At 40.6% G+C, this 12,864-nt stretch carries 13 protein-coding genes; 6 read left to right on the top strand and 7 right to left on the bottom strand.

Annotated features, from left to right (window positions below; genetic code table 11):
- Nucleotides 1–61 precede the first annotated feature (61 nt).
- The 4 genes from MTF68_RS06640 to MTF68_RS06625 all read right to left on the bottom strand — a co-directional run bounded on the left by MTF68_RS06640 (nt 62) and on the right by MTF68_RS06625 (nt 4,001).
- Nucleotides 62–949: a transporter substrate-binding domain-containing protein gene (locus tag MTF68_RS06640; RefSeq protein WP_031289408.1), complete on the bottom strand. Its 888-nt coding sequence runs from the start codon at nt 947–949 to the stop codon at nt 62–64.
- A gap of 90 nt (nt 950–1,039) precedes the next feature.
- Nucleotides 1,040–1,552 carry an RNA methyltransferase gene (locus tag MTF68_RS06635; protein ID WP_004586351.1) on the bottom strand — a complete coding sequence of 171 codons (513 nt, stop codon included), beginning with the start codon at nt 1,550–1,552 and terminating at the stop codon, nt 1,040–1,042.
- On the bottom strand, nt 1,552–2,064 hold the full coding sequence (locus MTF68_RS06630; protein WP_024031710.1) for a YcgN family cysteine cluster protein: 513 nt from the start codon (nt 2,062–2,064) through the stop codon (nt 1,552–1,554). The genes MTF68_RS06635 and MTF68_RS06630 overlap by 1 nt, the downstream gene beginning before the upstream one ends.
- Before the next feature lie 95 nt (nt 2,065–2,159).
- A complete protein-coding gene (locus tag MTF68_RS06625) occupies nt 2,160–4,001 on the bottom strand; it encodes a DUF885 domain-containing protein (RefSeq protein WP_248450180.1) in 1,842 nt (613 codons plus the stop codon).
- Between the two features lie 152 nt (nt 4,002–4,153).
- Between MTF68_RS06625 and MTF68_RS06620 the strand changes: the two genes are divergently transcribed.
- The 3 genes from MTF68_RS06620 (at nt 4,154) to MTF68_RS06610 (ending at nt 8,758) form a co-directional block, all read left to right on the top strand.
- Entirely contained in the window at nt 4,154–5,425 is a 1,272-nt protein-coding gene (locus MTF68_RS06620) for an amidohydrolase family protein (protein ID WP_248450182.1), read from the top strand.
- Nucleotides 5,426–5,634: 209 nt separating this feature from the next.
- Nucleotides 5,635–8,052: a TonB-dependent receptor gene (locus MTF68_RS06615; protein WP_248450183.1), complete on the top strand. Its 2,418-nt coding sequence runs from the start codon at nt 5,635–5,637 to the stop codon at nt 8,050–8,052.
- A gap of 154 nt (nt 8,053–8,206) precedes the next feature.
- On the top strand, nt 8,207–8,758 hold the full coding sequence (locus MTF68_RS06610) for a MarR family transcriptional regulator (protein ID WP_004586357.1): 552 nt from the start codon (nt 8,207–8,209) through the stop codon (nt 8,756–8,758).
- 54 nt (nt 8,759–8,812) lie between these two features.
- Here MTF68_RS06610 and MTF68_RS06605 read toward each other — a convergent pair whose 3' ends face one another.
- Together MTF68_RS06605 and MTF68_RS06600 are read right to left on the bottom strand one after the other, a co-directional pair.
- The gene (locus tag MTF68_RS06605; RefSeq protein ID WP_004586358.1) at nt 8,813–9,829 is read right to left on the bottom strand and encodes a lytic murein transglycosylase; all 1,017 of its coding nucleotides are present in this window, start codon (nt 9,827–9,829) and stop codon (nt 8,813–8,815) included.
- Nucleotides 9,822–10,109, bottom strand: a complete 288-nt coding sequence (locus tag MTF68_RS06600) for a YcgL domain-containing protein (protein WP_004586359.1) — start codon at nt 10,107–10,109, stop codon at nt 9,822–9,824. Before MTF68_RS06600 ends, MTF68_RS06605 begins: the two co-directional genes overlap by 8 nt.
- 155 nt (nt 10,110–10,264) lie before the next feature.
- Here MTF68_RS06600 and minC point away from each other — a divergent pair, with 155 nt between their 5' ends.
- The 3 genes from minC to minE are packed head-to-tail and all read left to right on the top strand — an operon-like array spanning nt 10,265 to nt 12,052.
- Nucleotides 10,265–10,972: a septum site-determining protein MinC gene (gene minC / locus MTF68_RS06595; RefSeq protein ID WP_004586360.1), complete on the top strand. Its 708-nt coding sequence runs from the start codon at nt 10,265–10,267 to the stop codon at nt 10,970–10,972.
- Nucleotides 10,973–10,977: 5 nt separating this feature from the next.
- The gene (gene minD, locus MTF68_RS06590) at nt 10,978–11,787 is read left to right on the top strand and encodes a septum site-determining protein MinD (protein WP_024031716.1); all 810 of its coding nucleotides are present in this window, start codon (nt 10,978–10,980) and stop codon (nt 11,785–11,787) included.
- A gap of 1 nt (nt 11,788) precedes the next feature.
- A complete protein-coding gene (gene minE, locus MTF68_RS06585) occupies nt 11,789–12,052 on the top strand; it encodes a cell division topological specificity factor MinE (protein ID WP_004586362.1) in 264 nt (87 codons plus the stop codon).
- A gap of 85 nt (nt 12,053–12,137) precedes the next feature.
- Here minE and MTF68_RS06580 read toward each other — a convergent pair whose 3' ends face one another.
- Nucleotides 12,138–12,860 (bottom strand): outer membrane beta-barrel protein, encoded by a 723-nt coding sequence (locus tag MTF68_RS06580; RefSeq protein WP_248462045.1) that lies wholly within the window; start codon nt 12,858–12,860, stop codon nt 12,138–12,140.
- Between the last annotated feature and the right edge of the window lie 4 nt (nt 12,861–12,864).

Here is a 12,864-nt window from a genome sequence, read left to right as displayed (position 1 = left end):
TTGAAAATGATTTTACACGTTTGCGACACATTATAAGTACAAAATAATTGGAACGTTACAATTAATCACATTCATTTAATAAGGACTGTTTCATCCTTTGGGTTTCGCCGCTATTTTTAAATTTGTATAAAGCAGTATTAATATCTTCTAATACAGTGAGCCAGTGTGGTGTTTTTTTACTTATCGCAAAATATAAAGGGTTATATTGAATTGCCTTGCTTTCTGGTTCAATAGCACTAAGTAGGGTCTGTTTTTCGCTATCGGGTAAAGCTGCATATTTTACCGAGTAAAGTAACACAGCGGGGTCGCCTATAATTAAATCTACACGCTTTGCCGCAAGTAACTTTACCAGCTGTAAATCATCAACGGCATTAATGATGATAAATTCGTTGTTATCCATCATGGCATCAAACTCAGGGGTATTTTGATACCCTCTTACAACACCAATACGCGAGCCTTTAAGCGACTTTAAATTGCCATTAAACCTGTCGGGCTCGCCTTTGCGTTTTAAAAAACCTATGTTACCGCCTTCAAACGAATTAGAAAGCCCTAAAAGCTTACGGCGTGTTTTACCTTCTATGTAATCAGATGGCGCGGTGTCTTCAATATAATACTCTGGCATTAACACATCGGCTTTACCTAGCTCTACAGAACGAACAGCTCTCGCCCAAGGAACAAACTCTATATAAGCACTATAACCAGCGCTATGTAGAATCGCCGTACTAAATTGATATACCCAGCCTTTGTTACACAGCTTATTACCTATGTACGGCGGCCAGTCTAATGTAACCACATGAATTGTTTGATTGCTGTTTGGCGTGCTAAATAGGTAACCCGATTTATAGCGCTCACCTATTACAGTGTGACGAGTATCATCTTGCATGTAGGTCACAGGAACCTCAGCAAAACAATAAGATGAAAAGAGTATGAGGATTAAAAATAAACGCATAATTAAATTTCATTTACAATATGTTCCTAAAGTGTAGAACTTAGTACATAAAGTAAAAGAAATTTTAATTAAAATTACAGCAGTGGGTGCTTAAGCTTTTACCCACTTCATTTTATTATTGGTATCGCGAGAATTAATAATAGTTGAGTCGCTGCTCTCTACCCCACCAAGTTTGGCTAAACGGTCGTAAAGTACCACATTGCAGGTGGCCGCAAGGTTCATACAACCAATTGTAGGTACGTAAACCACTTCATCGCACCATTTTAAAACCTCTTTTGGTACTGAGCCGTCTTCTGGCCCAAATACATAAAATGCGTTTTCAGGGTGTTTAAAATCAGGTAACGCCGTGGCGCCTTCAATCAGCTCAATAACCACAACCTTTGCGCCTTCAGGTTTTACACTGAGTAGGTTATCAGTGCCGGTAAGTGCAATACGCTCAACAACATTTTTAGTGTCGGTATGAAACTTTTTAGCATTTAAGTAGCGACTACCGGTAAAAAATACTTGTTTAGCGTCATAGCAACCCGCAGCACGTAAAACGCCGCCAACATTTGTCGGGCTTTTAGGATTAATTAAACCTATTACAGCCTTAAGCTCGCTCATTAGTCGCAATCCTTTGTTGGCCACTCAGCAATGTATAAATCAAAGTCATCGAGCTTTACGTCACAGTCTTTTACGGTTTTATCTTTAACAGAAATACCAAGCGCATGCATTTGGGTTTTGTCACCCTGATTTAATAGCGGATGCCAAGAGGCTAAACCTCGCCCCTCGTGAAGACGGCGATAACTACAGCTTTGCGGCATAAAAAAGATATCTTTAAGGTTGGCTTTGGTCAGTTTAACGCAAGAAGGGACAAGCGTTTGGCGGTTTTCGTATTCGCTACAACCACAGGTATTGTTATCAAGGTATTGGCAAACAATGTTGGTGAAAATAAGCTCTTCGCCTTCACGTAGTTGGTCGGTGGCGGTAAATTCGTCTTCATCTTCACTGTCAATAAAGGTATTTAAACAGCATTTTCCGCAACCATCACAAATCGCTTCCCATTCGTTTTGGTTCATATCGGCTAAGCTTTTTTTAAGCCAAAACTGTGTATTTGCTAACTCTTGATCAAACATAATTTACTCGCGCCCCTAAAGAGCGCGCATTCTAACGTATTGCTACAGCGTGCGCAAAGCCCGTGCCTTTATTTGTACGGGCTTTGTGCGTTTTGCTATTTACTGGCAGCAACCCAACGTTTAATTTTTTCCTCTAAAATAGGCATCGGCAAGGCGCCATCAATCAATATTTGCGTATGAAACGCTTTAATATCAAACTTATCACCTAACTCTTTTTTAGAGTAGTCACGTAATTGTTGAATTTTAAATTGCCCCAATTTGTACGACAGTGCTTGGCCAGGCCATGCAATATAACGCTCAACTTCTGCTATCACATCGCTTTTAGCCATTGACGAATTTGCCAGCATGTAATCGATACCTTGCTGTCGAGTCCAGCCTTTTGCATGAAAGCCTGTATCAAGCACTAAGCGCATTGCTCTAAGTTGCTCATCGGCCAAACGCCCGTACCACATATAAGGGTCGGTAAATAAGCCCAGCTCTTTTCCTAGGCTTTCTGCGTACAACGCCCAGCCCTCGGCAAATACCGTGTAGCCGCCAAATTTTCTAAAATCTGGAAGGCCATCTATTTCTTGCTGTAAAGCAATTTGAAAGTGATGGCCTGGCGCGGCTTCGTGTATAGAGAGTGTTTCTAATAAAAATTTTGGCTGCGCTTTAAGGTTATAAGTATTGATGTAAAAAATACCTGGTCGAGAGCCATCAGGTGCCGGCGCTGCATAAGATGCACCCGCTGCAGATTGAGCTCGATAAGGTTCAACCCCTTTTACAACATAAGGGGCTTTAGGCGCAACATCGAACAGTAAAGGGACGCGCGCATCTATTTTTTGTTTTATATCTTCATACGCTGCAATTAATGCCTCTGGCGTATCGTAATAAAATTGGTCCGAATCACGTAAGTGCTGAAAAAATTCATCTAAGGTGCCGTTAAAACCTACCTCGTGTTTTACTTTTTTCATCTGACTTAAAATACGCGAAACTTCACTTAAACCAATCTCATGTATTTCATCTGCAGAAAGGCTCAACGTGGTATTTTTTTTAATTTGATATTCATACCAAGCTTTACCATTAGGCAAGTCGCTATAGCCTACCGTTTCTCGGCTTTGAGGAATGTATTGATTGGCTAAAAAGTCGCTCATACTTATATATGCAGGCACTAATTGCTGCATAATAAGTGCTTTATATTGCGCCGTTATTTGCTGCTTTTGCTGTGCAGTAAATGAGGCTGGTAAGTTTTTAATTGGCCCCCAAAATAACGAATCCTCTGCATTTTTAACCACATGCGCAGCAAATTGTGGCTGAAGCTTTTTAGCTAATGGTTTTGGTAAGGTAATGCCCGCTTTAATCCCTTTCGCCATCGCGCGCTCTACACTGCTGAGCCACGTAATAAAGCCTTCGCTTCGTTTTATAAAATTATTGTAATCTTCTACGGTATTAAATGGCTGCGCACTTTGTCCCGAGCCAAAACCTGCAAAGGTATTATGCGCTCCCGCCATTTGGTTAATAGGCAGCATATAGCTTGGAAATTGCATTCCCTCTAAATTAAGTGCCAGGTCTCTTTGTAATATTTCATAGCTGAGTAACGCTTGCCCTGTTAACTGCGCCTTATCAATAAGTGTTAAACGTTGTTGATACTTTTTGTAAAACGCGGCTTTTTTTGCCCTATTCTTTTGGGTAATAGCGGGGGTAAACTTATCATTAAATTCACTGCGACCACTATAAGTTGCATTAATAGGTTTAAAGCTGAGTAACTCGTTGTAGTACTGTGCTACAAGTACATCTAATTGCTGCTCATAAGAGAGCTCTGAAACAATAGCTGCAGGTGCGTTTGACGTGTTTAGCTGTGCACTATTGCCAGTGTTATTACTGGTTTGTGTGTTCATACAGCCACTTAAAGCAAACATAACGCCACTGGCAACTAAGGCTAATTTAATTGATTTCATGGTAATCCTTTTTAGTATCGTCAGCCGATTATGCGCACTTAACCTGCGTTAATAAAGAAATTACGATAAGTGGCGATTAACCTATTATATTTACACTTTTATATTAGGTTGTTACATTTCAATTAATTAAACCGCCACCAGAAGAAAAAACAATGAAAAAAAAGCTACTCAGCGCCTCCGTTGCACTTATGTGTTTAGGAAGCTTTAACGCGCAAGCCCTTACTTATATATCTGCTAAAGCCATGGTAGATGTTCAAACAGGCGAGGTTATTCAATCGCCGCTGATCACCATTGATAATGGGGTGATCACTGATGTTACACAAAACAAAAAGCCGAGCATCAGCAAAAACGATCAGCATATTGATTTACCCGAGCTCACTTTAATGCCGGGCCTTATGGATATGCATGTACATTTGACCAGCGATCCTACGGTATCTCGAAGTGAGCGTTTAAGTCAGTCGGTACCGCGCATGGCCATTAAAGCCGCGCACTTTTCTAAAAAAACATTGCTTGCTGGTTTCACTACCCTCAGAAATGTAGGGGCCGAGGGCTATAGCGTGATTGCAGTGCGTGATGGTATTAACGCCGGAGATATTGTAGGCCCGCGTATTTGGGCAGCTGGCCCTTCGCTTGGGATCACAGGCGGACATTGCGATAATAACCGTTTACCACCAGAGCTAAAATACACTTCAACAGGGGTAGCCGATGGCCCATGGGCTGCACGAGTAAAAGTACGAGAAAACATAAAGTATGGCGCTAATGCCATTAAGTTTTGCGCCACGGGGGGCGTTTTTTCTAAAGGTACAAAAGTGGGTGTACAGCAGTATTCATTTGAAGAAATGAAAGCCATTGTAGATGAAGCCCACATGCGTGATTTACCTGTAGCCGCTCACGCACATGGCACAAGTGGTATTAAAACAGCTATAAAAGCCGGCGTAGATAGTATTGAACATGCCAGCTTTTTAGATGATGAAGCCATCGCACTTGCTAAAAAACATGGCACGTGGTTATCAATGGACATTTATAATACAGAATACACACTGAGTTTTGGTGAGCAAAATGGGGTAGATGAAGAAAACCTCAATAAAGAACGTCAAGTGTCTAAAAAGCAACGCGACAGCTTTAACCGCGCAGTAAAAGCCGGTGTAAATATGGTATTTGGTACCGATGCTGCTATTTACCCTCATGGCGATAACGCCAAACAATTTAGCCGTATGGTTAAATTTGGCATGAGCGAACTACAAGCAATACAGGCTGCCACCATTAACAGTGCAAAGCTATTAAAAATGGATAATAAACTGGGTCAGCTAAAATCAGGGTTTGCAGCCGACATTATTGCCGTAAAAGGTAATCCACTTAAAAATATCTCTGTGCTTGAGCGCATTCCTTTTGTTATGAAAGCAGGCGTTGTTTATAAAAAATAGTCACTAATTAATGTATTATTTTACAAAAGCATGAAAGCTTACACTTTCATGCTTTTTATTTACCGCATTAATTTAACCTTAAATTTACTTTTTAGAACAATAACTCACCTACTACGCAATTAATTTCACTTTTTTAGAATTTTTTATTCACTTAACGAATAATAACTATTACTATTCGCACACTTTATGGAATGCGAATAATTATCAATATGAAAAAGTTCAAATACTCTCTTGTTACACTTGCGTGTTTAAACGCATCATTAGTGGTTGCTGCAACAACGGCTGAAAAAGACATTGAGCGCATCAGCGTTTACGAAAAGCAAAACCAAGTTGTAATGAGCTCAGGCCTTGCAACTAAATCAGACATGTCGTTAATGGAAACACCGGCACCGGTTGTTATTATTGACCGTGAACTTATAGAGTCACAAGGTGTAGACAGCCTACAAGAGCTTGTACGTAATGTAAGTGGTTTAACTCAAGCCGGTAATAACTACGGTATAGGCGACAATTTAGTCATTCGTGGTCTTGATGCTAATTACACTTACGATGGTATGTATGGCGGTGCAGGCTTAGGTAATACCTTTAACCCAACTCGTTCACTCACTAATGTTGAGTCGGTTGAAGTACTTAAAGGCCCTGCTACCGGTTTATATGGTATAGGCAGTGCTGGTGGTGTTATTAATCTGATTGAAAAAAAGCCTGAGTTTGAAGAAAAACATAAAATATCTGCCGAACTTGGCCAATGGGATAGTTATTCACTTGCCTTTGATAGCACCAATGCGATTACCGATGACCTAGCGTATCGCGTAATGGCTAAAACGGCCTCAAGCGATGGCTTTCGTGATTTAAAAGAAGACCGCGACGAAATTTATACCTCGCTTAAATACATACTAAGCGACAAGCAAGATATCATGCTCTCTGCTGCCTATATTAAAGACTCAATTGCAGTAGATTCTATTGGCCACCCTATTCGAATTTATAATGCAGAAACCGCCAATGGTTTAACTGCAGGTGAAGTAACTGGCGCAGATTTAGTAAATGACCCATCTGGTAATGGTGTTCAATTAACTGCGGCTCAACAAACACAATTGGCAGATTCGCTTTCATCAACCGATGGCCTTACCCCGTACGATTTTGGTACTAACGGTATTATCTCTCCTATGGCGGATGATAATGAAGGTGAAGAGCTTCGCTTTAAGCTAACCCATAATTACTTTATTACAGATGATTTATTTTTAAATCAGCAGTTACAGTACCGTAACTACACATCAAGCTTTGCTCGTCAAACTGGTGCGTTTAATTATGTGTATTCAACACGCGATGGCATTATAAATAACGACCCGCGTGCCCCGTTAGTTGAAGACGGTGTGCTTTACCCATTTGCAGCGCGACGCCAAGAATACCGCCAAGTAGAAGCTGATGAAAAGTCATGGCAGTATTTCTTAGATTTACGCTATGACTTTATGTTAGGCGACGTAGATAACGAATTACTGGTTAATGCAAACTACGAAGACAGAGACATTCGCTTTAAACAGTATTCTATTTACGATGCAGACAAAGTTATTTACGACAGCGAAGGAAATGTACTTTACCAAGGCACGCTGCCATATATTTATGATATGCGCTCGCCAAATTGGCCAACAGGCAGTTTTGATGACTACGACCCGCTAAAAACCAGTGACTACAACAAAAAAGTACAAGCGTGGGGCTTAGGTATTCAACACGTAGGGTATATTACTGAGCAGCTTACAACTCGAGTTGGTGTTGCTTATAATCGCATTAAGCAAACATATGAGCACTATGGTGTAGATGAGCGTTATAGCTCAAGCCGCGCTGAGCCAACGCCTGAAGCAAACACATCAGACAGTGGCTTAACTTATAACTTAGGCGCAACGTATCAGCCTACTGAAAACTTTTCCGTGTTTATTAACCACGCGAAAGGCCGTACTGCCTACAGTGTATTAGGCTCAGTAGCAGGTACAGAGGCCGACCGTGAAGACTCTGAGTCTATCAGTAACGATTTAGGCTTTAGATTTAAAGCATTTGATGATCAGCTTTTAGCATCACTGGTGGTATTTGAAAGCGCGCGTACAAACCTTGAATACACAAACCCACTGTATGAAGCCGGTGTGTCTGGGCCTGATGTAGTAGAGAGCTACTACGATGGTGAAGAGCAAACCAAAGGCGTTGAACTCGATTTAAATGCGCACTTAAACGAGCAATGGAAAGTAAATGTAAACGGCGTATACCAAGATGCCCGCGATAAATCTAACCCAAATAGCAGCAGTTACGATACACGCCAAAAAGGCGTACCGTATGTAACGGCAAGTACGTGGGTTACCTACTATGCCGATATGTTTAACCTACCTGAAGCTGTTAACATCAGTGGCGGTGTTACTTTTGTAGATAACAGAAGCACAAACTCTAGCTCGTTTAGTATTCCTGATGGCTATGTACCAAGCTACACGGTGTACGACGCAGCAGTTTCGTACACCACTGATAAATGGCACATGCAGCTTAATTTAAACAATTTGTTTAATAAAAGGTACTACTCTAAAGCCATGTTTTTAGGTGGTATGCCAGGCGAAGAGCGCAACGCTAAGCTCAGCTTTAGCTACACACTTTAACCCTGCCTAAGCAATTAATTTACTCCTACAAAAAGTAGGAGTAAATTAAACCTAATCTTGATTTAATACTCTACAAAAGATACCAGGCTAAACGTTGCTATAATTTATAAGCGTGCTAGCATTACTTTCTGAATTTACTGAAACTTAAAAAGCTATGAGTCTATCTGAAAAAAACTTAGCCTTTGTTATGCACTGTGGTGAAATGGGCAGCCGTTGGGGTTTCAATCGTACGATTGGCCAAATGTGCGGTTTGCTGATCATCACCAAAGAGCCCATGACCGCAAATGAGATTGCCGATGCGCTAAGTATCTCGCGTGGCAATGTAAGCATGGGAATTAAAGAGCTCCAGTCATGGCAATTAATTAAAGTGCATCATATCCCTGGTGATCGTAAAGAATATTACGCCCCAGCGGGTGAAATTTGGGATATGGCTAATCGCGTATTTGAAGAACGTAAAAAGCGTGAAATAGACCCTACCCTAAGTTTGCTGCGTGATAACCTTTTAGACGAAGCAAACAACGAAGAAGAGCGCTATGCACAAAAGCAAATGGGCGAAATCCACAACCTACTCGAAACGGTTACTAAGTGGTCTTCAGAGTTACAACGCTTAAGCCCAGAGCAGCTTAACAAGCTAATGAAGCTTGGTTCAGGAATTGGCAAGGTTATCGATTTAAAAGATAAAATATTTAAAAAAGAACATGATTAAACAAATAAAAAAAGCCGCTTAGCGGCTTTTTTTTATCACACAACAGCGTATAAATTATATTTTTGGATAACCAATTCTATCTGATAGATAGCCCACGCTGGTGGCAAAGTAATATGAGCGGTTCCAGTGCATAAACACTTTGTAGTTATCATACGCTAAGTACATACGCCCATTAATGTCATCGGGCATTACCAGTGCAGCGCGTACATCAACATTAGGTAAGTCAGACCCGTCAGCTTTGCGTACACCCAGTGCTTGCCAGTCTGCAAGCGAGCGCTCTGAGTCGTTCCAATATTCTAACCATTGCTTACGTGTTTTAGTGCCACGTTTTAGCACGTATTTACTGTCAAAATTTTCAGGTAATTTTACCTGGCGACCCCAAGTTAGTGAGTCATTCCAACCTTCTTGTTTTAAATAATTGGCAATCGATGCAAATGCATCCTCTTTTGTGGTCCAAATATCTTTACGGCCGTCGTTATTGTAATCAACAGCGTAGGCGTTAAAAGAGGTAGGCATAAACTGAGTTTGCCCCATTGCTCCAGCCCAAGAGCCTTTAAATTTATCAAGCGTAATATGGCCTGACTTTAAAATATCTAATGCTGCCCAAAGCTGGCGCTTATAAAGTGCTTCACGACGACCATCAAAGGCAAGCGTCACTAGCGATGAAATAACATTATGGCCACCTTGTATTGTGCCAAAGTTACTTTCAAGGCCCCATAATGCCACTATAAAGCGTGCTTGTACGCCAAACTCTTTTGCAACTTGTTCAAGTACATCTTTATTTTCTGCGTAGAGTTTACGTGCACGATCAATTTTCCATTGCGGTACACGTTTTGGTAAGTAGGTTTCGAGGGTTTCTTTAACCTCTGGCTGGTTTTTATCAGCCGATACAACTTTTTCTTTGTATGAGGCAGTCGCAAATGCATCATCTATTAACTTGCTATCGTACCCTTTAGCAATGGCCTCTTGTTTTAAGTCACTTAAATAAGTTTGAAATTCGGCCTGCGTTTTAGCAACTACAGAGCCACTTAAACACACTGAGCATAAAATTACGGCTAACTTTTTAATCACTATCAACTCCGTTTTCTTTTCGTAATTGGCTAAGTAAATTTTCTTCCGGCGGTGGAATTTGCAAATAGTAACCCTTGTCTGGGTCAGCTAACGCTGCTTTTACTGTTTCAAGGTCGGCACCGCCTAAATGATCACGCTTTGCTAAATTGATAATCATTACATAAATAGGTTGACCAAACATAGCCAGTAAAGGTTCAGGCACTTTACTAAAATCATCTCTTTTTTCAACAAATAAGAAGGTATCCGCTTTTTTCTTACTTTTATATACCGCAGTGAGCATAATGGCCCTATTTAATCTTGCTTAACATTGCCGCACACTATAACATGAGAGTAATAATAAGTTAGAAAAATTAGATTAGAAATTTCATTAAAGGCCTTATTCAGCCTACGTTTATCTAAAATTAATTTCTAATCAGACAAATCAATTGAGCGTGTATGTCGGAACAAATTTTTGAGCTAAAAGGGAACCTTTTCACGTTGTCAGTATTGCATCTTTATAGCACTGATATCGCCCTTCTAGCAGAACAGTTGTATGTAAAAATAGCCCAAGCTCCTCGTTTTTTTGAAGGAGCGCCTATTGTTGTTAATTTAGAAGAAATTAAAAACAGCTCACTTGATTTTGTACATTTAAAATCTCTCATTGAGCGTATGAGCTTTAATGCTGTAGGTGTTTGTAATGGCTCAGATGAGCAACACACGCAAGCTAAAGCCGCTGGCCTGTCTGTACTAAATTACTCGCAAGATGCTAAAAGTGCACCCGTTAAACAAGAGGCGCCAAATACCTCTATTGTTGAAAAAAACGTGTACCTACCTGCGCAAGTAATTAATGGCACGGTACGCTCAGGGCAGCAAGTTTATGCAAAAGACAGAGACTTAATTGTACTTGGTGCAGTTAGCCACGGTGCAGAAGTAATAGCCGATGGTAATGTGCATATTTATGGCACCTTACGCGGGCGCGCTATTGCAGGTGCAAAAGGGATTAAAGACGCCTGCATTTATTGCCAAAAGCTCGAAGCCGAATTGGTTTCAATTGATGGCAATTACTGGATCAGCGACTCATTACAAGGTGAGCACTGGGGCAATGCAGTACAAATACAACAAAAAAACGAATCATTAGAAATTTCAGCTTTGGTTAAAGGATAAATCTCATGGCAAAAGTAATTGTCGTTACCTCTGGTAAAGGCGGTGTTGGTAAAACAACATCAAGTGCTGCAATAGGCACCGGTTTAGCTTTAAAAGGCTATAAAACAGTTATTATCGATTTTGATATTGGCTTACGTAATCTAGATTTAATTATGGGGTGTGAGCGCCGCGTAGTATACGATTTTGTAAACGTAATAAACGGCGAAGCCAACCTAAATCAAGCGCTTATTAAAGATAAACGCGTTGAAAAATTATTTTTACTACCCGCATCACAAACACGTGATAAAGACGCCCTTACCCGTGAAGGCGTAGAGCGCGTTTTAAACGAACTAAAAGAAGACTTTGACTACATTGTGTGTGATTCACCTGCAGGTATTGAAGCCGGCGCAATGATGGCGATGTACTTTGCTGATGAAGCAATTGTAACAACAAACCCTGAAGTATCTTCGGTTCGAGATTCAGACAGAATTTTAGGTATTTTACACAGCAAATCGAAACGTGCTGAAGAAGGCCTAGAAAATATTAAAGAACACTTATTATTAACACGCTACAACCCTGAGCGAGTTGAAAAAGGTGAAATGTTATCGGTAGAAGATGTTAAAGATATTCTGTCGATTCCTTTACTTGGTGTTATTCCTGAGTCGCAAGCGGTATTAAGTGCGTCTAATTCAGGACAGCCAGTAATACTTGATGGTGATTCAGATGCAGGGCAAGCATACGCTGATGCAATCAATCGCTTACTCGGTGAAACAGTCGATTTTCGCTTCTTAGATGTTGAGAAAAAAGGCTTATTTAAACGGATTTTTGGAGGTTAATGTGTCTTTACTTGACTACTTCCGCTCAGAAAAGAAAAATAGCGCGTCATTAGCAAAAGAGCGATTGCAGATCATTGTCGCGCACGAGCGTTCGCAACGCGGAACACCGGATTACTTACCACAATTAAAACAAGATATTTTAGATGTGATCCGTAAGTACGTAAATGTAAACACTGATGCAGTGCAGGTACAGTTTGATCAAAACGAAGATGATTTAGCGGTACTTGAGCTCAACGTGACATTACCTGACGAAGAAAAAAAGTAGCACAACTAAAAGCGGCATTTTAAATGCCGCTTTTTGCTTTGCACACTCACTACACGTATGTGGTGCATTGTGTTGTGTTTTAAATTTAAAAGTTTACACGTAAACCAAGTAAAAACTCATGGCTTGCTGCATTGTCAATTTTAAAGCCATCGGTAAATGCATCTTGCCCCGTTTGCACATCACCAAATTCAATGTATTGATACTCTGTGTATAACGACATAGTTTTAGTTATTTGATAGTTAACCCCTGCGCCAATATTCCATGTAAATTCGGTTGAATCGCCATCAGCATACGCATCGTAATAGCCATCAACATTTCCATCGAATGCGTCAAAAGCGCTAATGCCTGCACCACCTAATTTTGCAGAATAGCTGTTATCGGCAACCCCTAACCCTGCTTTAATATAAGGCGTAAACGCGGTGCTGTTATCAAAATCGTAAAAGCCTTCAATTGTATAAGTGGTGGTTTTTAAATCCCCCTTTAATACATACTGCTCACCTTCGCGTGCACCCACACCTACTTTTGTATCGCTATAGTCAGTATCATGATAGCTAATACGCGCCTCTACTCTAAACTGAGGATTGAACTGATAACCTAAACCAATACTGCCTACACTGCCCTCACCGGCATCAAATTCAGATGGAAAATCGGCATCTACGGCAATATTGTTACCAATGGCTTGAGAGTCATTTGCTTGCGAACTATAGCCTACATGTGCAGTTCCATAAAACCCCTCTGCACTAGCTAAAGTAGGCGCGGTACACGCTAAAGCAATTGCGGCAACTATAGTTTTTTGTAATGTGTTCATTGTC

This window comes from Pseudoalteromonas sp. 2CM37A (assembly GCF_023161885.1).
In the GTDB taxonomy this organism is placed as follows: domain Bacteria; phylum Pseudomonadota; class Gammaproteobacteria; order Enterobacterales; family Alteromonadaceae; genus Pseudoalteromonas; species Pseudoalteromonas atlantica.
Note: the sequence above shows the minus strand (reverse complement) of the source record. Positions and strands in the feature narration are given on the sequence as shown.